The following is a 22,876-nucleotide window of genomic DNA, read 5'->3' on the forward strand; positions in this document are numbered from 1 at the left end:
CAACTTTATAACTTTTGTTAAGTTACTGAATATATAAAAAATAATAGCCTTTTCTATTTTAAATACTTACTAATAGCTTCACCATATATCCTATAAATACTACTATTAAACAAAAACCCTCCCAACGCTCAATGGTATATTTTGTAAAAGATAAAAACCATATCAAGATCATGGATATTACCATAATGGAAAGATCAAACATTGTTATTCCTTGCAGCAACATTGGATGTATTAATCCTGTAACTCCTAATATAGCAAGAATATTAAATATATTAGAACCTATAACATTACCAATAGCTATACCACTATCACCTTTACGAGCTGCAACTACACTTGTAGCAAGCTCTGGTAATGATGTTCCACCTGCTACAATAGTTAAACCTATTATTGCATCAGACACACCTAATGATGAAGCAACTTTAACCGCACCACTTACAAAAAGATTACTACCCAGAATAAGACATAATAGACCTACTATTATCCATATAACAGATACCCATATTTTCTTATGCTGCTTTTCTGATATTATATTCTCTGATATAATAGACTTGCTATTAGCTTTATCTATCTTTACATCACTCTTTGCTTCCTGTAAAGTCTTTATCATAAAGATAATAAACATAGCAAATATAATACCAGCATCAATCCTTCCTATCATACCATCATAACAAAGCATCATTAGTACAACAGAAGAAACTAAAGCAAAAGGAATATCTTTCTTTATAGTAATAGGTGTTATTAGAATAGGACTAAACATTGCAGAAACACCCACTATGAACAAACTATTAATAATATTAGAACCTATAACATTACCAATAGCTAAATCTGATGTACCTTTTAAAGCCGAAACCAAACTGACACTAAACTCTGGCATACTTGTTCCCATTGCTACTACAGTTAAGCCTATAATAACCTGAGAGACTCTCATTTTTTGTGCTATGGCTACAGACCCATCTGTAAGTTTGTCTGCTCCCCATAATACTAAAGTTACTCCTATAAAGATAAATCCTAAATTTAATAACATCTATATTTTATATTTTACCGCAAAGGTACTAAAAATAAATGTATAAAATATTTCAGTATAGAATATTCCTGTTTTATTATCATCTCTCTAAAAACTTAAATTATATCGAAACCTATTTATTTTATCTTTAAAAAGATATATAATCATATATTGTTTAAGATATATTTAGGAATTAAGCAGTTTTCCTGTATATGTTTAAAAAGAATTATTATCTTTGTATGTTATTTAGATATAGCATATATAAAAATATTTAATTAAAATACAAATAAGTATGAATAAGACTATTCTTGTTACTGGAGGAACCGGATTTATAGGTTCTCATACCGTTGTAGAACTTATAGAAACAGGATATGATGTTGTAATAGTAGATAATCTTTCCAATTCTAAGATAGAAGTGCTCGATGGAATAGAGCAAATAACAGGTGTTCGTCCTGCTTTTGAACAAATTGATTTATGCGACATTAAATCCACAGAAGGGATATTAAGAAAATACCCTAAGATAGAAGGCATTATCCACTTTGCAGCATCAAAAGCTGTAGGCGAAAGTGTGGAGAAACCTTTACTTTATTATAAAAATAATATTATCTCATTAATAAACTTATTAGAATTGATGCCTAAATATGATGTTAAGGGGATTATATTTTCTAGCTCTTGTACTGTTTATGGGCAACCTAAAAAAGAAGATTTACCAGTCTCAGAAAAAGCACCACATCAAAAAGCTACATCACCATATGGTAACACAAAGGAAATTAACGAACAAATAATATATGATTATATTAATAGCGGGGCAAATATAAAGAGTATTATATTGCGTTATTTTAATCCTATAGGCGCACACCCTTCAGCTTTAATTGGTGAGCTGCCAAATGGTGTACCTAACAATCTGATTCCATTTGTAACACAGACAGCTATAGGAATCCGTAAAGAACTAATTGTTTTTGGTAATGATTATAATACTCCAGATGGAACTTGTGTGCGTGATTATATTTATGTAAAAGATTTAGCCAAAGCACATGTAATTGCAATGGAACGTGTATTAGAAAAAAATACTGATAAAATAGAATATTTTAATATAGGTACAGGTCGAGGTAATTCTACTCTTGAGATTATAAATACTTTTGAAAAGGCTACAGGGGTAAAACTTAATTGGAAGTTTGGTAATAGGCGAAAAGGTGATATTGAGCAAATATGGGGAGACTGTACACTTGCTAATAAAGTACTTGGCTGGGAAGCAAATACACCCTTAGAAGAAGTTTTAGCAACTGCATGGAAATGGCAACTGAAATTGCGTGATAAAGGAATAATGTAATATTTTACTTTAAAAATAAAATAGCCCTTATACGTTACCAAACATATAAGAGCTATTTTTTATATAAAAACAAAAATATATGATACTTTATCTTTTCTCATAAGGTATTATAAGTTTAAAGCCTCTTCCAACAAGTACTACATACTTCTCTTTTACATCTTGTATATATAATTTATATTTACCTTCTTTTATAGAGCTAAACTCATCTGGGTAGCTAAGACTTAGTTTAGCTTCTATAAAACTACCTTTTTGAGGATTTGTTATGGCTGGAGTAATCTTAATCGTTTTCTTAGAAGTTGTAGGGTTTGCTTCATTACATATCCAAGTTCCAACTCCTTTGCGATGTACTACAAGAGTGTTGCGATATAACTCGCTTAAACTTCGTGAAGTTGTGCTATAAGCTCCTAACCCATTAGTTTCTCCTTTACATCGTACTTCAACTTTGATAGTTTTTGTTTGATTATTTTCTCCAACTATATGTAGATAAGCATCGCCCTCACAGTATGTATCTATTTCTATAATATTAGTTTTTGCATTCCATTTCACTTTCTTTAAAATATTCATAGGATCTTCCACTTCCATTTTGGCTAAGCTTCCGCCACCGTTAATACTTATTGAACGGTTCTCATCACGTGGAAACAATCGTATAATATCTTTTGTAGAAGTAATGTTAGGTACTATTATGTTTATATTTAATTTGCGACACTCATCGCCAGACCATATAGAAGCGTAAGTTTTACCTTCTAATATTCCAGTAATACGCAATGTGTCTTCATTGATATTAACAGTCGCCAACTTAGAATTGTTAACATTACTTTTATACTTACCAGTACCTCCTTTTAATATAAGCATACGAGTAGTATATGTAAATACATCAATAGATGAAGAGTTTTCATCTCCTATCAATATTTTAGATTGTTCTAATCCCAACTCGTTGTGGCATGCAGTTAGCGATATACTTAATATTACCACTGCTAATAAGTTATATATATGCTTCATGTTAATTAGATTATTTTACATTTAAGTTATATTCTAAAGTCCAATCTTTGCCATCACTTTCTGTAATGTTAATTACAAATAGATGTTTACCCGATTTATTAAAAACTAATTTATATCCATCTATAGGTATATATGGATTTCCATCAAGAGTATAAGCTATTTTGGCATTAGTATCATATAAGTCATTAAAAAACAATTCTATAGTTCGGGGTATATCTCCAAAGCCTTTTATTTTATATACATAAGGAATGCGATTTTCATCATCACGTTTTACCATAATCGGTTCTGTTAATATACTTTTTTTAGCGATTTTCGATTTTTTCCCATCACTCTTAATCGTTTGCACTCCTATCGTATATGTAGTATTAGGTTGTAATTTTTGCAATATATAGTTAGTACTATTTATAGTGGCAACTATTTTATCATTTAGTAAAATATTATATTTTACACCATCAATTTGAATAGGATGCCATGATATAAAGACCTCGCGTTGTTCTGCGGAAGCTTTTATCTCGTAAGGCATAGGTATTTCTTCTGAAGTAGTGCCACTTTTTATTTTCCTAAAATCAACATCATCTATAAGTAAATAGTTATTGGCATCAGAAGTCTCTTCTTTCATCTTAAAAGAAAAACCAGCTTTATCTACTCCTTGCGGTGCAACAAAATCTATAGTTTTTTGTTTCCATTCAGTAGGGGAGGCGTCTGTAACCATGTCTTTCTTTTTTGTCGATTCGTGTGTTGTATTTCCTTTATACCATGTTACTACTGAAAAACAATTCGCTTTTTTTAATGTTCCTTTATACCAATATTTAAGACGATATGTGGCACCTGGCTCAATACTTATGTAATTATAATTGTAAGATTGATCTATTGAAGTAAGTGTTTGTTCTGTCGCAAATAACTGAATGGAAAATTTACCACTGTGAGCTTGGCTTGATTTTCCAAAGTTATAACCAGAAGAATACCAATATTTTGGCTTTTCGCTAAGTCCACCAGTGCGCCACTCTTCAAATCCACTATTTAAAATCAAATTGGATTGTGCATTAACAGTTACATTTAATGTACAAAAAAAGGATATTAGAAATAAAATTTTATGTAAACTCATGCTTTTTCTTTTTTATAATATATAAAAATTATCATAGTATGCGCTGCTTTATTTGCGCCACAGTATAGGCTATAGAGCCAGTAATAGTGGTATCTCCTTCTAAACGCTGCTTATCCCATAATCCGGAATTTTGAGTAAGTGCGCCTAAAAGCGTTTGTACCTCATCAAAGGTATATAATGGCTTACCTTCTATATTTACGGCAAACTGCAATGAGAATATAGCCCCATATGCACGTGATAAGAAAACTAAAGCATTACTTATATCTTCGTCTAAATTTACTTTAGTAATTTCTCCAGATAATAGTTGTATGGCATGCACAGCTGCTACTTTAGAAAGTTCTTGTCTAATTATATCAAGACACTTTCTCATCTCATCAAATCTATATTCTGTCATGGCTAATCGTCCGGTAGCAAAAGCATTATAAAGCTTAATACGACTACCCTTTAAAATATTACGCTCATTTTTTTGTACTATAGGTAACCAGTATTGATAATAACCATAAGCTAAGTCCCAATGATGTTCCAGCTCTGTATAATTATGTCCATTTACAAGAATAGAAGATTCTTGGTCTTTTAAAAGTCGTTGATCATTATATAATTGAGGGTTAAGATGTACGTTCAATATTTTATCTAAATAAATACTACCTCTTATCATTTCGTTATATACTTCTGCTACAGCCAACCCTTTATTATTAACGAAAGCTAAGTTAACATCTCCAATATTATAACCTAAATATCCTCCCTTACCTGTTTGGGCTTTAGTATTGCGTACATCAGCGGGACGCTTATACCCATAGCCACTTAAAGCGCGTGAATCATTGAATAATTGTTGAAAAGTAGCGAGAACACGTTCTCTGTCAACACTATGCGCCATAGATGTAGCTATTTCATCAAATGGTGCTTTACCATATACACCTTGTTTAAAATATTCATTCATTCGTTCTTGCTGTGCGCCATTTGATATACGAGCCTCTTTCATGAAAGATTGATATATAATATCAGCAGGTTCTTTTAAAAGACTACACTCTAAAAGGTCAACACTGCTCTCATTGTTCCTGCTAAATTTATACTCTGGGTCAGGTAATGTAGGGATAATGTATGACGACTCAATTGTTTCGTCTTGCCATGTTGTACATGATATTATAGAATTAGATATAACTACCCATAATATAATGATATAAAACGATTTGTTAGCTTTATTTTTCATAATTTTATTTCCTAATCTTTAGGGTAATATAATATATCCACAGAATGGATTTTTTATTAAATTAATACCTTCTTCATTTTGAAACTGCTCTACATGCAAAGGGCGTACAATAGTAAAACCATCATTAGATATAGCTGAGATATTAGCGCGTACCGATGAATTGCTCGGTCCTCCACCTTTTACTTGCAAAAACATAGGGAAACCTGATAAAGCTTGATAAATTATTTTAAGCTCTTTCCCATTTTTAAGTATTTTAATATTAGTATCCTCAGTATTTTTCTCAGGATTATCCTCTGGATTATCCTCAGAGCTGTCATCAGAATCGTCATCAGTGCTTCCTTCAGGCTCATCTTCTTTGTCATCTTCAGAAGAATAATCTTTAGATGTAATAGTTCTTAATTTTTTATTGGCATCAATATATCTAATAATGTAAGTAGAGGAAAGATCCTCATCAGATATTAAGTTACCTTGCAAATCTTTCTCAAAAAAAGTACATGTCAGTGTTATGGTGTAAGTACGTTTCTCTCCTTTAATATCTACTCCTGGATATATATAGCTTTGTTCATTCATATCTATGCTTGCTAATTGCAAAGCTTGATCATCATATGATATTTTAGGCTTATCTATCCCTTTAAAAGGAAAGAGTTTATCATAATCTTCATCTGTATCGTTATTTACGCCAGGTGAACATGCTGATAGTAAGACTATGTTAAAGATACATAGAATTATATATATATTCTTTTTCATATTAATAATTATTACATATTGTTACATCTTATTCTATAATAGGTACATCTTTGATAATTGCCTTTAATCCTGTTATTTTTCCTTCAGGGTGTAAATGTTTACTTACAAGCCTTATTGTTTTCCATTTTGGATAATATACTTCTACAAGTTCAGCTTCAAAATTATTATTAACACGTTTAAAGTCGGCAAACACCTGTTTATTATTTAATCGTAATCCTGCTTTAAAAGTAATACCATCAGGAGTTCCACAATACCCTGACCCCAGTACGGAAAATTCTTTAGGAGGATAGTCAGGAATAGGGTTAGGTTTAGTAACCTCCATAAATAGGTAATATCTTTGTTTCTCAGTAGTATTTGCACGTCCTCCATTTCTACCAAGATAATAATCGCTTTGAAAATAAACACGTCCACCTTTATGTATATACAACTGTGGATTTTTCATCTTTTCAAATATTCTTCTATTATCGTATGCTTGTTTTACAGCATTATTAAAGTCTGACATATTCTTTAAAGGCTTCATTATAATATATTCACATGCAGGTCTTAGATAAGAAGCTGTTTTAAACACTAAAAAACCTTCTTCGTTATGTCCTTGATATAACCAATCACAAGCACCGCCATAACTATCATTAACCAATTTGTGTATATAGTTTGTAGTGAGAAAAGTAAGTTGAGTACTACTATTTGCACCAATCTTATATTCACTTGTTGTGGTAGTGGAAATACTTTGTTGATCCATATCAGCACGCATCTCTACTTTTCCTTGTTGTAGAAATCTCATGGTAAAACAAACTCCACCATAACCATATCTATCGGTACTATATTGATACGAATCCTTTATTTTATCACCTAAATTAGAAAATAATAAAGAGTCTGTTTTAGGAAAATATAAAACCAGCCATCCTGCCTTGTTGTTAACTAACTCTGAGTTTAGCGTTTCAATAGCTTGTCTTTTACGCTGAGTAGGTGTTTTATCAAACTCTTTTTCGTCCGTTTGACAGCTATAAAATATGCAACTAAGTATAGTAAATAATATATATAAAAGATACTTCATGTTATTTTTTGTTTAGATATTTATCCAAAGTTCTGATGCTTTTAAGTTGTATTGTAAGCAATTTAACATGCCAATTGTCCCAAGTGTATTTTTCGACAAACGCTTTTTTTGCTATAAAATCGTGGTAAGCACGTTCTGCTTCTTTTTTATAAGTATTATTTACTTCTGGATCAGAATCTTCATCTGGTGTTTTAGCTTCTTCTTCTGCTTTATTAAGCCTTGATGGTTTAGATGTTAAAATAACGCTTAACATTTCTGCCATATCATCTTCTGGATTTAGCATGGAAAGATAAGTGAAAAAACCACGCTTATTAGCATAACTTGTCAATCCTATATCATTATTAGCACCTTTTATATCGGATAATAATTGAGTGTCATTTATATATTTCCCATCACTGATAGTGGCAAATGTTTCTCTATCATATGGTATTTGTTCTAACATTCGTTTCATCATCTGATGATATACACTGCGAATAAGTCTATAAACTTTCTGCTTATCTTTAGCATCAAAATCATTAACATGGTAAATACTCATTTCTACAGGTTGTGATGCTATATTATACATACGCTCAACACTGTTTTTATCAGGATTTCCACCACCGTATAATGTAATGCGTATAGGTAAGCAATAATTAAGTAGGCTTCCTTTACCTTCTATTTGAATATCCTTAAAAGTGTCAAAACATAAAGTCCCAATAGCATTAAGTACTTGTTTTATGTTTGTAGTATCAGGAGGATAAACGTAAACTCCGTTTTGACTATTATCCTTTTGCCACTGATATATTACTTCAGGACCATACACTTTGGTAAAATTTTCTTCTATCCATTGTGCTGTTTGTGTTTGAGTAGTATTTCTGTCTATGACACTATCATCTGATAGCGTATCATGCTGACAAGATGTTGTTATAAATATCCATAGAACAGCATATACTAAAATATATTTATGTATGCTCATTTTGTATCGTTATAAATTATCTGTTATATATATTTATCTAATCGGTTCTTTGCGCTCACGTGGGTTAGGATCTAATCCGTTGTTTTGTGCTTCTATTGGGATTTGTAGCACCTTACGCGGATCATATTTCTCTAAAGGGAAATAATATTTAGACTTAGTATCACGTTTTACGCTTAAATGAAATCTCCTAATGTCAAACCAACGCAAGCCTTCTCCAAAAAACTCTTTTTGTCTGAAATCTGCAAATAGTTTTACTAATGCAAGCTGTTTTAAAGTCATACCATAGAAAGGTGTATATTCATCATAATTGTTTTCGCTTGTGCGCATATAAATATCTCTTTCTATAGTGGGCATAAAGCCGAACTTACCCTGCATATATTGTAGATAATCATTTATTGCATTATCATACTGCTTTAGCATAGCATAAGCCTCCATTCTATTAAGCAAAGCTTCATCGGCTGTAAATAACACATTGCTAACATAAATACCTCTTGGCTTTATACCAATGCTTTCAGTAGTAGACAACTCATCAAATTTAGCAATGTATTTACCATTTACTATAAGCGATGGTGAATAGATAAATGGATATGTACCTTCAAAAGTCATTTTTGAGAAATCTCCTCCACCTTCAATGCCTCTTTTATTGAATATTTCATTAACAGTTTGCTTGGTTGCTCCATAACGGTCTATAGGCATCTGTCTTGCCCATCGTGATTCTGTTGTACATATTAAAAGATTAGCAGGCTCATCAGGCGAAGTGTAACGTGTAAACATACGTTGCCGTTTAAACTCAAATTGATGTGAATATTCTATCCAATTTCTTAACATCGTTTTAGGATCTGCTCCTAAAACATAGTTCGCATAATCTATTACTTTTTGCCAATCTCCTTTCATTAAGTAGAACCGAGAAGCAAAAGTGTAAGCTGCTTTTTTATTAAAATGGTACTTAGGATGCTTATAATACCTATCATTAACTAAAGTTATTCCACGCTTTAAGTCGGCTTCTATCTTATCATACACCTCTTTTACAGTACCTCTTTTATAAGATATCAGTGCGTTTTTCTCAGGCTTAGTAATATAAGGTATACCAGGAGATTGTTTTGTGTTGTCATAAGGCTCTGCCCAAATATTTACTAACATGAAGTGAAGATAAGCTCTTAACAAAAAGGCTTCTCCATATAGGGCTTTAACGCGCTCTGTCTTAGGATAGGCTTTTAGCATTTCTAAAGCTTCATTAGCCTGCGCTATACCTTTATAGCAACTATTCCAATAATTCAAAGGTGTATCTATATCTTCTTGGTTATCATCTTCCCAATAAAACATTTCTTCGTTTAATTGTGTATGTGTACCATTTGTCCTAAGGCCAACATTATCGGTACGAGGTTCTAAGAAAGGAATATAACTTGCTTCAGGGTAGGCTCCAGTTAGCAATTGCGCTATACCTTTTTCGTTATTAATATTTAAATCAATATCAGAATCGGGTACTTTTGATAAAAAATCGTTACACCCACATAGAGCAATAGTGGTGAAAATTAAGATATATTTATATAGATATTTTTTCATTTTAAAAACCCACATTTAAAGTAAAAGTATATTGTATAGGAGTAGGTAGTGAAACACCGCCAGTCTGATAATATTCTGGATCTTGTCCATGTAGTTTAGGATCTGCATAAATAAGCAGTGGGTTAGTAACATTAAAACGTAGACTTCCACTTTTCAGACCTATTGTTTTCATCCATTTTTCTTTTAACAAATAGGATAAAGCTATATTTTTTAATCTAACGAAACTACCATCAGCTACACGCAGTTGCGAATAGTTGTAGGTGTTATATGCTTTTTCTATATTTTCTATTCCTATAATATTGATAATCTCTTTAGAAGGCAATGTTGGGACATCGGTATGATATTCATCTCCCGGGTTAAGCCAGCGGTTTAGATAATTTTTAGAAAATACATTCAAATCAGCAAACTGCATATCAAATGTAGGATTTAATCTTATCTTATTACCAGCCTGCATTGTAATGAAACAAGATAATTCCCAGTTATGCCATTTCACTGTATTTGCCAAACCACCTACTATATTTGGCTCAATAGGGCCATGGTATAGTAAATAAGTTTTAGTGTATTGTGTATCATTAAAATCTGCTCCCACAATATCTTTCAATTCGTTTTGTGGTAATGGATATCTTCCAAAATTAAAATTAGGTAATCCGTTTTTGTCTAACTTTTGAAAATTAAAAGAGAAAAGTGAACCTTTAGGATAACCTACCACATTTCCTCGACCTCTACCAGCTACCATATCAAAAGCATTTGGAGAATTAAGCATTCGAGTTATTTTCTGATTAATAGCACTGAAAGTAAAGTCCGTACTCCATTTCCATGAGTTAGTACTAATATTTGTAGTATGCAATCCTATTTCTATACCACGAGAAACCATATCTCCAAAGTTGGCGTATTTATAATATTGACCACCAACACCAGACGTACGCACTAAGTCTATTAAATCGAAAGTATTACGTTGATACACATCTATTGTAGCCGAAATACGATTATTAAAGAATGCCATATCAGCTCCTATATTTAGCTCGTACATTTTTTCCCAAGTAAGGTCTCTATTTTCTAATGAAATAAGATTTAATTTATTCTCTCTATCATTTAGATTTAGTCTATGTGCTATACCACCTTTATATATAACCGATGCGTTAGCCGCAGCTTCATTCATTTTAGCTGTTAAACCATAACTAATGCGGAAAGCTAATTTAGAAATAGCATTATTACCTTGCATAAATTTCTCCTTATCTACATTCCATTTAGCACCGACATTCCAAGTGGGTAACCATAATGCAGTTGCTCCTCTTCCTGCTGCATTAGAGCCTTCAATGTTTACAACTGTATTAAAGATATATTTTCCTTTATATCCATAAGTAGCATTCCCTGAAAAAGTAACTCCTCTCTCATCTCTATTGCGCAATGCAAAATAAGGATTATTCTCTTGGAACATCTTCTCAAAAATACCTGGCGCACTTTGCACCTCATTACCACGTTGATAGCTAATGCCATAACCTTTGAAAGAGCTTATTGTCTGTTGCAATGTTCTTATTTCGCCAAAAGCAAATCCTTTTAGGTCATGTGATCCTATTTGCTTGTCATAATCAATAGCTATACGAGCTAACATACTTTGCATATCTGCATTATTTAAGAAAAGTATGCCGCCTTGTTGTATGCCTGGTTTAGGCATAAGTCCGGGCTGGTATATATCTTTTACAAGGTATATATTTTGATTTGCCACCCATGGTGTTTCACAAGCACGATAAGCTCCTATTATATTAGAATTTTCACCTATTTCATGTTGTGTACTTGTATGTGCTCTTCGGTATGAAAACATTGTTTTTAGATTAAGAGCATCAGTAAACTTATAAGTGGCCTCTGTTTGCAACTTAAAGTCGACTACTCGTATTTTTAAATGATTGTTATCATACTCATTTAATATATTAAAAGGAGCCCAGTTATTACGATAATATTCACGTTTCCCATTTTCATCATAAGGGCGAAGAGTTCTGCTTGTACCTAAAGCATATGCAAAAGGGTTTATATCAAAATCACGTTCAAAGGCTCCTGATATTGTGTTTTTTTTCTGGGGTAGGGTACCAGGAGCATTTTGCAAACGCATATTGCCTTGCAAGGATAGCTTAGCAGTAAGATTATTTGTAATATAAAAAGTATTCTTAATATTGGTTGTTAACCGTTGTACTTGGTCGGCAATAGTCCAACCTGCATCATGGTAATAACCTATAGAAGCATAAGAGGCTACTTTTTTACCACCTGCCGACAAACTTAATGTATGGTTAGTCATAAGACTGTTTGCAAACAAAATCTGAAACCAGTCTGTGTTAGCATACTCTCTCTGCCGTAGGAAATTTTTTCGAGCATTCTCTGTGTTTAGTAGTAACCTATTATTAGTTTTCTCATCATAAGTAGTGAGCTGTTTATACATTTGGTGATATACTCCGCCTCTACGTCCATATAATGATGTTGCTGGATCAAAATATCCTTTTTCCTCCATTTCTTGATATAAGGCCATAGTTTCTTGAGAGTTTAGCAAGTCAAAGTGGCTATAATCTGGGCGAGGACGCCATGTGTTTTCTGTTGTATAATTAATTTGTAAAGGCGATTCTCTTTTACCACTTTTAGTAGTAATAACTATAACTCCATTAGCTGCGCGGGCACCATATACAGATGTAGCTGATGCATCTTTTAAAATCTGTATATCTTGTATATCTGCAGGATTCAGACCTGCTACTGCTGAGCTAATAAGAGTAACAGCATCTCCAGAAGCTAAATCTTCAGGAGATACATGTACTAAATCTTCATAAACAGCACCATCTATTACCCATAAAGGCTGAACATTGCCCATAATAGAAGCACCGCCACGGATATTAATGCGTGGTGCAGCACCAAATGTTCCAGAAATATTTTGAATAGACAATCCTGGCACACGCCCTTCAAGCATACGTGAAACATCTCCAACACCTTCGAGCTTTATTTCTGTCATCTTAACAGCTGTGGCAGCACCAGTATAAACACGATTTCTTATGTTTTGATACCCTGTTACAACAACCTCATCTATCATTTTACTATCATTTTGCAAAACTACTTTTAAGGCTGTTGTTTTAATACTTTCTTTAAAGGTACGCATACCTATAAAGGATACTGTAAGAGTTTGACCTTTAATAGCTTTTATACTAAATTTTCCATCTATATCCGTAACTGTCTTTTGTTTATTTTCTACAATACCAATAACAGCTCCTACAATGGGCTCACCACTTGTATCGGTTACAGAACCTGTTATGTATCCATTTTCTTGTGCCATTATTTTTGATAAAGAGCATAACAAGATAAATAGACATAATAGTCTTTTTATAGATATAGATTGTATATATACAGATCTTCTCATTAATATTATTTTTTTATATTATATTATTATTGATATGTTTTTTATTATAACTTCCATTGTACTCCTCCATATATACCAAAAGGTAAGCCTGCTCTCACTCCTGAAGGATGCCTCGAAACCATATAAACCTTATTTGTTAGGTTTACTATATTCATAGTAAAGTCTATATTTTTTATCAGATGTATCTTAGCAGTAGCATCTATTATGAAATTAGCTGGTATTTTTTCACGTTGAGCTATCTTCCCTTGTCCTGGAACTGTACGCATGTCGCCATTGTAACGCATATTAAAATGTATATCAGCCCATTTACTTTCTATACCTATTTGCCCATTAAGAGCATGACGAAAGATATAAGGAATTTCATCGCCATATAAAACATGCCCCCATGACGCACTTGTAAATGAGTTCTTCATTTTTGTATCTGTAAAGGTGTAAGATAGCTGTATGGGTAATTGCACCTTCCATGTAGCAGGTAATGGGCGGCACTGAACTAGCATTTCTATACCTCGCACTAATGCTCGTCCTACATTAAACTGGTCTAAGGTTCCTAATCCTCCTTGTGCAGCAAGGTCACTACCCAGCATGTTAGAATAGTTGTTATTAAAACCAATAAATTCTCCTTTGAGCCATTTATTTGCATAACGTACACCAGCCTCTACATTAATACTACTCTCTGCTTTCTGACCAAGAGAAGCACTTGGTGGTGCAAATCCTTTATGTATTCCTGAAAACAATGATAATTGAGGCGTTAACTTACAATTAATACCTATTCCAGGCATAAAAGCTCTTGCACTATTGGGTATTTCTATACGCATCATACCTGTACGCCTCCAGTCGGCTTTAGTATAATCGCGATTTAATAACTTTACATCTTCATAACGCACTCCTGCAGTAAAGGTAAACATACCTTTTGCCCATTTTGCTAAAGCATAACCTGATAAAGCATGAGCTGTAGTAATACGATTAGCTTGGCTACCCGGATCTCCTCTTAAAAAAAGCTCCATACGCCCATTATTCATAGAATATCCATCATCTTGCTGATAACGATCCTCACTATCGGCATGGTAACGCATACCAATTTCGCCTGTAAAGTACCCTCCATATAGCATTGTTTTATATTCGCCCTTTATCTGGACTCCTCGTGAATGGTACACACGATGGTTGGCACGCAGCATTAGAGCTTCTCCTATGTAGCTTGACTTGCCAGTAAGAATATCAAAGTAATCTTTATTTGTAATAGGATCGGCAAGCACATCGCCTATTGAACGACGTTCGGCTTTGGTATAACCTGTACGCACTTCGTTGAGTTTATACCAATTCCTAAAAAAATAATTATAATATGCCTGTGTAGTTATGTCCCATGAGCGCATACCTTTTATTATATATGTAGCTGAAAACTGGGAATGGCGCGTTACTAAATTATCTTTTTGTGCTCCTGCATATCTAAAATATGGCTTAACAGCAAAGTCCTGATCAGTAAGACCAAGGTATGTTTCATCGGAAGTTTCATTAGCAAATCCATACTTTAGCTCTAATCTGTGATTTATACCATCTTCTCTGTTTGTGCGTATCATCCACTTAGCTATTACGTCATTGCGTTTAAAACCTATTCGCTCATCGGGGGTATCATGCCTAAAGCCACGAGCCTGATAACGTAAATATTCTATCAGAAACCCTGTATACTTAAAGCTTTTACCTATGGCTGTTTGTAGTTTTAGACTACCAAAACTACCTGCCGACATACTACATCTTATTAATTTATCCTGCGGTATAGGGGTTGATACCAAGTTAATAGCACCTCCTGTTGTAAATGGCCCGTATTGCACCTGGCTACTACCTTTTAACACTTCTATGGCATACATACGTGCCGCATTAGGAAAGTAATAAGCTGCAGGAGCCGCATATGGTGCAGGAGCTGCTAATATACCATCTTCCATTAAGGTGATACGTTCGCTACGTTCAGCCTGTGTTCCACGCAAACTAATGTTAGGGCGTAACCCAAACCCGTCTTCTTCATAAATATTTACTCCTGGAACGCTCTTCAACATACGATTAATATCAGTATAATCGAATTTGCCAAGCTCTTTTGGTGAGATGTAATAAGCCGAACCTGTACGGTTACGGGCTTCAAACTGGCTGCCTAACATCTGGTTTGCTCTTACTACTACTTCGTTAATCTGATGCAAAGAGTCTGTCATAGACTTATTAGGCAACTTGGGTATGCTCTCATTTTGCTGAGCATACCCTCTAAATGGAGTCAGTGTTAATAGCAGAGACAGCATTTTTATTGAAACATGCATAAAGGGAAAGTCTTTTTATTAAATTAATTATTCTCTTTAAAAACTAAAAAATAAGAAGTTTAAAATTATTACTTAAATAAGTAAGTATTTATTCCGCTGCAAATTTAGCACGAGCAATAAAAACGTGCAATACCTATTTTTAAGTATTTTTTATTACAGCTATACACGCTTACGCGTGTTTGTGCGTTTCAAATTGTTTCAGATTGTTTCAGGTTATTTCATATAGAGTGGCTCCGATGGGATTCAAACCCACGACCTCAGGAACCGGAATCCTGCGCTCTATTCAGCTAAGCTACGGAGCCAACATATATGTTTTATAGCTTGCAAAGGTAAGCTAATATTTGCATATAACAAAGGGTAATTACTGAAAGTTTACAGCTTTATGATTTGCCTTGAGCGTCTTTTAGAAAAAATCGTATATTTTTTTAGTCTATAAACCTTTTTGTTATATCATTATATGCCTCTATACGCCTATCACGTAAGAAAGGCCACCAACGTCTAACCTCTTCTGAATGGTAGAGATCGAGCTTTATTATCATTTTTTCTTCTTTGTTGTTACAAGCTTGGTAAAGAATTTCTCCTTGCGGACCAGCTATGAAAGAGCTACCCCAAAACTCTATACCTTCGGTTTGTTTACTTGGATCAGGCTCAAAACCTACACGATTAACGGCAATGACAGGTAAATTATTTGCTACAGCATGTCCTCGCATTACTGTTTTCCAAGCATCTAACTGTCGCGCCTGTTCTTCCTTTGTATCACTTTTAGAATAACCTATTGCTGTTGGATAAATTAAGATTTCTGCCCCTTGCAGAGCCATTAGCCTGGCTGCCTCCGGGTACCATTGATCCCAACATACTAATACTCCTAATTTGCCAAGACTTGTGTTTATAGGGTGAAAGCCTAAATCGCCAGGAGTAAAATAAAACTTCTCATAATAAGCAGGGTCGTCAGGAATGTGCATTTTACGATACTTTCCTGCTATAGTGCCATCTTTTTCAAATACAACAGCAGTGTTATGGTATAATCCTGCTGCTCTTTTTTCAAACAAAGAGGTAACAAGTACAATACCAAGATCTTTAGACAATTTACTATAAAGATCTGTAGAAAAGCCGGGTATTGTTTCTGCAAGATCAAAATTATTAACATCTTCTACCTGACAAAAATACAGCGAATTATGTAACTCTTGTAAAACTATAAGTTGCGCGCCATCTTCTGCAAGACTTTTAATACCTTCTGTTATGTTTTTTATGTTTTCACTTATATCAGCTACATTATGCAACTGTAAAAAACCTATTTTTATTATTTTATTCATAATCAGTATTCATTTTTTTGTTATTAGAAATAATTCCTTTGGGCAATTGCATTGTTAAGCAATGTAGCGACCCATGCTGACGTATTACCACTTGCGCATCTATCCCAATTATATCATAACCTGAAAAGGCTAACTTAATAATCTCTAAAGCCTTAGCATCATTTTTAGGTTGATTGTAAGTAGGTACTAACACAGCGCCATTTAATATTACAAAGTTAGCATATGTAGCAGGTAGCCGCTCTCCATCATCATATATAGCTTCAGGAAAAGGTAAGGCAAGTAAGCGATAAGGCTTATCATCAAGTGTGCGAAGAGTTTTTAGCTGAACTTCTAATTTTTTAAAATCAGAATAATGAACATCATTTTTATCTTCACATTTTATATATAATAAGGTATCATTAGGTGCACATCTTACTATTGTGTCAATATGTCCGTCAGTATCATCTCCTTTTAAAGAACCATGTTCTAACCATATTATACGTTTTGATGGGATATTTTGGAGTAGGTAAGAGGTTATTTCTTTTTGTGTAAATGGCTCATTGCGATGTGGAGCAAGTAAACAGCTTGTAGTTGTAAAAAGCGTACCCTTGCCATCGCTTTCTATAGACCCACCTTCAAGAATAAAATCTTTATGACTCTTCATCTCTGCTTTAAATATGCCTGCTTGAGCCATTTGCAAATTGATCTTGTTATCTTTCCCATACGGAAATTTCTCCCCCCAACCATTAAAACAAAAGTCGAGCATTCGTTGTACGCCATCTTTGTTTATCAAACTTATAGGTGCTACATCACGTGCCCATGTATCATTATTATCACACTTAAAGAATATTATTCGCCTTATCTGCTTTTCTGATAATTTTGTAGCAAGAAGATCTTTGGTCTTTTTTATATTTCTTGTTATAAGAAGTAAGTCCTCATAGCGCGTAATAGCATCTATTATATCTACGTAAGTAGAGATAATTTCTTTCAGATATGGTTTCCAGTCAGTATCTTCATGCGGCATAATTAACATTATCCCACTTTGTTGCTCCCATTCTGCTGGTAATCTGAAAGAGTTTTCTATGTTTTTATTCATTTTATTATTCTATATTATTATGCAAAGATACGCTAATCCGATTAAAAGAAAAAGTTTTTCAATAGATTAGCTCTTTTTTTTTCTGTGTCAAAGATGCTATTATTATCCGATATGGTTGATATATGTCAATCCAAAAGGTTGATGTATATCAAATGAAGTGGTTGATACAAGTCAAAAGTTTTGACTCTCGTCAAAAAAACAGCATAAAATCGTCTAAAAAATCCTTTTTTTTTGGTTTTCATGTTTTTCATATCGTAACTTTGCCTGCGAAAACAGGATAACAGAAAGATAAAACAAAGATGATTATGAAAGAAAGAATGATGAATTTAGAGATTGTAAAAAAGTTGTTTAACTACCTCACAAATGCTATTCGTGCATACAATGAGGGACGTGTAAACTGCATGGCATAGCCATGAGAAGAGAGAGTTTAGAAAGAGTATAAGTTTAAAATTTAATTCCCTTTATAGGGAGGGATATAAAAATGAAGGGTGTGTCTAAATATTGACACACCCTTTATTTTGTACATAAAAAGTACTATTTCGTAAATATTTCCCATATATAATAACAGAATACTGAAAGTGATTTTCCCTGCTTATTTATAATTTCTTTTTAGCAAGGTTTTAAACATGATTAGTCTGCATATATTATTCTTACTTACATAAGGTGCTTATTAATAGTATAAAACTTGCTATGTAAAGAGGAAAGAAGATATGATTAGGAGAGAAAAATAAATTATTTTTCCATTAAAAATAAATTAAAAATGGTAGAAAAATAATCTATTTTTCTACCATATATCTTAAGTTTACACTCTTTTAAGATGCGCTATTACACAATAAACGTTATCGTCTTTATTTTTGCAAAATAAGTTCTCCGTTATATTAATCTCTTTTTATCTATATAAATTCTTTCGTTTTGTTACATATTATGTTTTGTTATAAAAAAGAACTATTCTGCAGATATTTTTACAAATCGTCGTAAGCAATTATATAATTTTTTTTACTTCGTTTATCAACCATTCTTGTTGCTGCTCAATAGTAAGATTACTATTATCTAGCTCTATAGCGTCTTTTGCTCGTCGTAGAGGCGACGTAGCACGATGTGAGTCGATATAATCGCGTTCTTTTACGTTTTTGAGTATTTCATCAAATTTAGCATCTAAGCCTTTTGCTTTTAGTTCTTCATATCTTCGTTGTGCACGTATCTCAGCAGATGCAGTTACAAATATTTTAAGTTCTGCTTTAGGAAAAACTACTGTTCCTATATCGCGCCCATCCATAACGATTCCTTTTTCTTTACCCATAGCTTGTTGTTGTTGCACTAAGGTTTGACGCACAAAACTTAAAGCAGCAATAGAGCTAACATGTGAAGATACTTCCATTGTTCTAATAGCTTCTTCTACATTTTCATTATTAAGATATGTGTCAGGACGCCCAGTTTCCATGTTAAGTTTGAAAGATATTTTTATATTAGGCATGTTATTGTATAATTCTTTTTCCTTTACACTTCCATCTATGTTAAAAAAGCCATTTCTTAATGCGTAAAGAGTTACCGAACGATACATAGCTCCCGTATCTACATATATATATTTTAGTGTTTTTGCAAGATTTTTTGCCATAGTACTTTTCCCGCAAGAAGAGAAACCATCTATTGCTATCACAATTTTTTTTTCGTTCATATTTATATCTTTGTTTTATTTCTTGTATAGCTCATAAATAATTTTATAAGCAATGATAAAGAAAGATTATTATCTTTTTAATATAATGATTTGTAATTTTTCAACAAAGTTACATCTTTTTCCGAATAACTTCTTACTTTTGTATAATGAAAATATGTTTGGGTGAATATTTCATATATTTACTTAACAATAAAGGTAGAAGAAAGATCAGTATTAGCTATTTAGATTTTTCCTAAGAAGAATGGTATAATATAAAGGATTTAAGATTTGGAAATAAAGAAATCAAAGGAGGCTGATCTGGAGAATAAGCGTTGGGTGGGATTTATGTTAGGAATCATCATCTCCTTGTCTATATTCTTTGTAGCATTAGAATATAATGATGGGACTGATAGCAGCAATGTGAAAAAGATTACCAACGTTCAGCTTCATAGCTTAGATATGCTTCCCGCTATAGATCAAACCAATATCACAAAGCATAAGAATGATAAAAAACCTACAGTGGAAGATATGTTAAACTTAAAACGTAGCGATAATCCTGTAAAGGTAACCCCTCGTAGTGTAGGTAGTATGCAGTCGAATGATAAGATAACTGCTGCTCCGCGTATGACCGATGAGGTTATGCTTACTTATACACCAATAGTGCTTCCACCAGTGCCCAAAGTAGAGCAAGATGCTAAGAAGATTACTACAAAAATGTCTGACGATGATGCATTAGCCGATGTGGAACGCATAGATAGCAAGATAGATAAGCGTATTTTATCAGAAACTCCCACACCGCCAGGAGGGTGGGCTATGTTTATGAAATGGCTTACAAAATCATTACAGTATCCTACGGAGTCAAAGATGGCTGGAGTAGAAGGAGTAGTAAATGTTACTTTTATTATTTCAGAATCAGGTTATGTAAGTAATATAAAAATAAAAAACGGAAAAGATAAAGACATGGAAGAAGAAGTGCTGCGTGTAATGCACATAATGGGAAAGTGGAAACCTGGTTTAAATAAAAATAAGCCTTGTAAATCGATGGTAGAAATTCCTGTTGTTTTTAAGTTGTAAAAACTCTTTAGATATAAAGCATTTCTGAAAATAAAACTTTAACAAGACTAAAAAGATTATGTATAGTTCAGATAAGATATTCAGCATTATTAATAATTATATAGCCACTTTAGCTTATGACAGAGAGCCAAAGAGCTTGTATGAACCTATAAAATATGTTTTATCTTTAGGAGGCAAACGCATTCGCCCTGTATTGATGCTTTTAGCTTATAATATGTATAAAGATGATCCTGAAAGCATTTTAAATCAAGCCTGTGGTTTAGAAACATATCATAATTATACTTTGCTGCATGATGATTTGATGGATAGTGCTCCTTTACGCCGTGGTCATCAAACTGTGCATGAAAAATGGAATGCAAACACTGCAATTCTCTCAGGAGATACTATGTTAGTCTTAGCATTTGAACGTATAACAAGAGGTAATCCGTCTTGTTTGAAAGCATTGCTTGATTTATTTACTGTAACAGCATTAGAAATAGGGGAGGGGCAACAATTAGACATGGAGTTTGAACATAGAAACGATGTTACAGAAGCTGAATACATAGAAATGATACGTTTAAAAACGAGCGTACTCTTAGCATGTGCCTTAAAGATGGGAGCTATGTTAGGTAATGCTTCTGAAAAAGATGCAAACAATTTATATCTTTTTGGTGAAAAAATAGGCTTAGCCTTCCAGCTACAAGATGATTATCTCGATGTATATGGAGATCCTTATATTTTTGGGAAACAAATAGGAGGAGATATCATTTCAAATAAAAAAACTTATATGCTTATAAATGCTTTTAACAAAGCTACACAAAAACAAAAAGAAGAGTTAAACTACTGGATTAACAAAAAAGATTTTGATGCTAACAAGAAGATAAAAGCTATTACTAAGCTATATACAGAAATAGGTATAGATAAGCTTGCTATAGATAAGATAAATAGATACTTTGAAGAAAGTAAAATTTATCTATCAAAAGTATCAGTAAATGATAAAAATAAACAGGAATTGATTAACTTTGCACAAAGTTTGATGCATCGTAAAAAATAATATAAATCATGATTATAGATACACATGCTCACCTTGATGTAGATGATTATAAAGAAGATTTACCAGAGGTAATATCCAGAGCAAAGAAAGCTGGAGTAGATAAAATATTTATACCTTCAATAGATTTATCTTCAGCTTATTCCGTTATGGAGCTTTGCAAGCAATATCCATTTTATTGTTACCCTATGATAGGTCTACATCCTGAAGAGGTGAAAGCAAACTATATAGCTGTGTTATCTAATATGAAATCTTTCTTAAAACAGCAGATAGATAATAAAAAAGAAAATAATATAAAGGTTATAGCAATAGGAGAGGTAGGATTAGATTTCTATTGGTCGCGTGAATTTGAAAAGGAACAGATTATTGTTTTTGAAGAAATGATGAAATGGAGCATTGAGACAAAGTTACCTTTAATGATACATTGTCGAAAAGCTCAAAACGAGATGATAAACCAGATGAAACCATACATAAAAGAATTGCCCGGTGGCGTCTTTCATTGCTTTACAGGTAATACTAAAGAAGCTGAAAACTTTTTGCAGTTTGAAAAGTTTAGTCTCGGCATTGGAGGGGTTTCTACATTTAAATCGAGCCATTTACGTGAAGATTTACCTGCTACTGTGCCATTAGACAGACTCGTTTTGGAAACTGATAGTCCTTATATGGCTCCTGTACCGCTACGTGGTAGCAGGAATGAAAGTGCATATATAATAAAAGTGTTGGAAGTATTATCTGATGCTTATAACGTATGTAAAGAAGATATTGCTAAGATTACTAATAAAAATGTAAAGAGAATTTTCCCATTAGCTTTTATGGCTTAATATTCCTTTATATTAAGGAAGGATGCTCGAGTGGTTTAAGAGGCACGCCTGGAAAGCGTGTAAACGTCTAAAGCGTTTCGAGGGTTCGAATCCCTCTCCCTCCGCAGTAAACATTGATTATCAATAACTTATAAAAATATTATACTTATCTACGCACAGAGAGTATAATAATAAAAGATAAAAGCCCCACTACTTTCTGCAAGCGGTGGGGTTTCTTTTTGAAAATTTAAATAAACAAAATTATTTAGTCCACCC

17 protein-coding genes and 2 tRNA genes are annotated in these 22,876 nt (G+C 33.1%); 5 read left to right on the forward strand and 14 right to left on the reverse strand.

What is annotated here, in order from left to right:
- Nucleotides 1–58 precede the first annotated feature (58 nt).
- Nucleotides 59–1,024 carry a calcium/sodium antiporter gene (locus HMPREF9018_RS03355; RefSeq protein WP_008448177.1) on the reverse strand — a complete coding sequence of 322 codons (966 nt, stop codon included), beginning with the start codon at nucleotides 1,022–1,024 and terminating at the stop codon, nucleotides 59–61.
- A gap of 271 nt (nucleotides 1,025–1,295) precedes the next feature.
- Here HMPREF9018_RS03355 and galE point away from each other — a divergent pair, with 271 nt between their 5' ends.
- A complete protein-coding gene (gene galE / locus HMPREF9018_RS03360) occupies nucleotides 1,296–2,333 on the forward strand; it encodes a UDP-glucose 4-epimerase GalE (RefSeq protein ID WP_008448143.1) in 1,038 nt (345 codons plus the stop codon).
- A gap of 87 nt (nucleotides 2,334–2,420) precedes the next feature.
- On the opposite strand, the gene HMPREF9018_RS03365 is transcribed toward galE, so the two are convergent.
- The 13 genes from HMPREF9018_RS03365 to cmk all read right to left on the reverse strand — a co-directional run bounded on the left by HMPREF9018_RS03365 (nucleotide 2,421) and on the right by cmk (nucleotide 19,717).
- Nucleotides 2,421–3,332, reverse strand: a complete 912-nt coding sequence (locus HMPREF9018_RS03365) for a hypothetical protein (RefSeq protein WP_008448187.1) — start codon at nucleotides 3,330–3,332, stop codon at nucleotides 2,421–2,423.
- A gap of 10 nt (nucleotides 3,333–3,342) precedes the next feature.
- Nucleotides 3,343–4,437 carry a carbohydrate binding domain-containing protein gene (locus HMPREF9018_RS03370; RefSeq protein WP_008448128.1) on the reverse strand — a complete coding sequence of 365 codons (1,095 nt, stop codon included), beginning with the start codon at nucleotides 4,435–4,437 and terminating at the stop codon, nucleotides 3,343–3,345.
- 31 nt (nucleotides 4,438–4,468) lie between these two features.
- Nucleotides 4,469–5,644: a DUF4856 domain-containing protein gene (locus tag HMPREF9018_RS03375; protein WP_008448135.1), complete on the reverse strand. Its 1,176-nt coding sequence runs from the start codon at nucleotides 5,642–5,644 to the stop codon at nucleotides 4,469–4,471.
- A gap of 18 nt (nucleotides 5,645–5,662) precedes the next feature.
- On the reverse strand, nucleotides 5,663–6,391 hold the full coding sequence (locus HMPREF9018_RS03380) for a hypothetical protein (RefSeq protein ID WP_008448171.1): 729 nt from the start codon (nucleotides 6,389–6,391) through the stop codon (nucleotides 5,663–5,665).
- Nucleotides 6,392–6,419: 28 nt separating this feature from the next.
- Nucleotides 6,420–7,445, reverse strand: a complete 1,026-nt coding sequence (locus HMPREF9018_RS03385) for a DUF4302 domain-containing protein (RefSeq protein ID WP_008448123.1) — start codon at nucleotides 7,443–7,445, stop codon at nucleotides 6,420–6,422.
- A 1-nt stretch (nucleotide 7,446) separates the two neighbouring features.
- On the reverse strand, nucleotides 7,447–8,400 hold the full coding sequence (locus HMPREF9018_RS03390; RefSeq protein WP_008448179.1) for a putative zinc-binding metallopeptidase: 954 nt from the start codon (nucleotides 8,398–8,400) through the stop codon (nucleotides 7,447–7,449).
- A gap of 33 nt (nucleotides 8,401–8,433) precedes the next feature.
- Nucleotides 8,434–9,963, reverse strand: a complete 1,530-nt coding sequence (locus HMPREF9018_RS03395) for a RagB/SusD family nutrient uptake outer membrane protein (protein WP_024992722.1) — start codon at nucleotides 9,961–9,963, stop codon at nucleotides 8,434–8,436.
- Nucleotide 9,964: 1 nt separating this feature from the next.
- The gene (locus HMPREF9018_RS03400; RefSeq protein ID WP_008448184.1) at nucleotides 9,965–13,354 is read right to left on the reverse strand and encodes a SusC/RagA family TonB-linked outer membrane protein; all 3,390 of its coding nucleotides are present in this window, start codon (nucleotides 13,352–13,354) and stop codon (nucleotides 9,965–9,967) included.
- 44 nt (nucleotides 13,355–13,398) lie between these two features.
- Nucleotides 13,399–15,654 (reverse strand): TonB-dependent receptor family protein, encoded by a 2,256-nt coding sequence (locus HMPREF9018_RS03405; protein ID WP_008448110.1) that lies wholly within the window; start codon nucleotides 15,652–15,654, stop codon nucleotides 13,399–13,401.
- Between the two features lie 228 nt (nucleotides 15,655–15,882).
- Nucleotides 15,883–15,956, reverse strand: a tRNA-Arg gene (locus HMPREF9018_RS03410).
- A gap of 123 nt (nucleotides 15,957–16,079) precedes the next feature.
- Complete coding sequence (locus HMPREF9018_RS03415; protein WP_008448104.1) at nucleotides 16,080–16,967, reverse strand: carbon-nitrogen hydrolase; 888 nt, start codon at nucleotides 16,965–16,967, stop codon at nucleotides 16,080–16,082.
- On the reverse strand, nucleotides 16,960–18,042 hold the full coding sequence (locus HMPREF9018_RS03420; RefSeq protein ID WP_008448183.1) for an agmatine deiminase family protein: 1,083 nt from the start codon (nucleotides 18,040–18,042) through the stop codon (nucleotides 16,960–16,962). Before HMPREF9018_RS03420 ends, HMPREF9018_RS03415 begins: the two co-directional genes overlap by 8 nt.
- A 982-nt stretch (nucleotides 18,043–19,024) precedes the next feature.
- Entirely contained in the window at nucleotides 19,025–19,717 is a 693-nt protein-coding gene (gene cmk, locus HMPREF9018_RS03425; RefSeq protein ID WP_008448121.1) for a (d)CMP kinase, read from the reverse strand.
- Nucleotides 19,718–19,984: 267 nt separating this feature from the next.
- On the opposite strand from cmk, the gene HMPREF9018_RS03430 reads away from it, so the two are divergent.
- The 4 genes from HMPREF9018_RS03430 (at nucleotide 19,985) to HMPREF9018_RS03445 (ending at nucleotide 22,725) form a co-directional block, all read left to right on the forward strand.
- On the forward strand, nucleotides 19,985–20,770 hold the full coding sequence (locus tag HMPREF9018_RS03430) for an energy transducer TonB (protein ID WP_008448115.1): 786 nt from the start codon (nucleotides 19,985–19,987) through the stop codon (nucleotides 20,768–20,770).
- A gap of 58 nt (nucleotides 20,771–20,828) precedes the next feature.
- A complete protein-coding gene (locus HMPREF9018_RS03435) occupies nucleotides 20,829–21,803 on the forward strand; it encodes a polyprenyl synthetase family protein (RefSeq protein WP_008448098.1) in 975 nt (324 codons plus the stop codon).
- A gap of 8 nt (nucleotides 21,804–21,811) precedes the next feature.
- Nucleotides 21,812–22,621 carry a TatD family hydrolase gene (locus HMPREF9018_RS03440; protein ID WP_008448102.1) on the forward strand — a complete coding sequence of 270 codons (810 nt, stop codon included), beginning with the start codon at nucleotides 21,812–21,814 and terminating at the stop codon, nucleotides 22,619–22,621.
- Nucleotides 22,622–22,637: 16 nt separating this feature from the next.
- Nucleotides 22,638–22,725, forward strand: a tRNA-Ser gene (locus HMPREF9018_RS03445).
- Nucleotides 22,726–22,876 lie beyond the last annotated feature (151 nt).

Source organism: Prevotella amnii CRIS 21A-A (assembly GCF_000177355.1).
In the GTDB taxonomy this organism is placed as follows: Bacteria; Bacteroidota; Bacteroidia; order Bacteroidales; family Bacteroidaceae; genus Prevotella; species Prevotella amnii.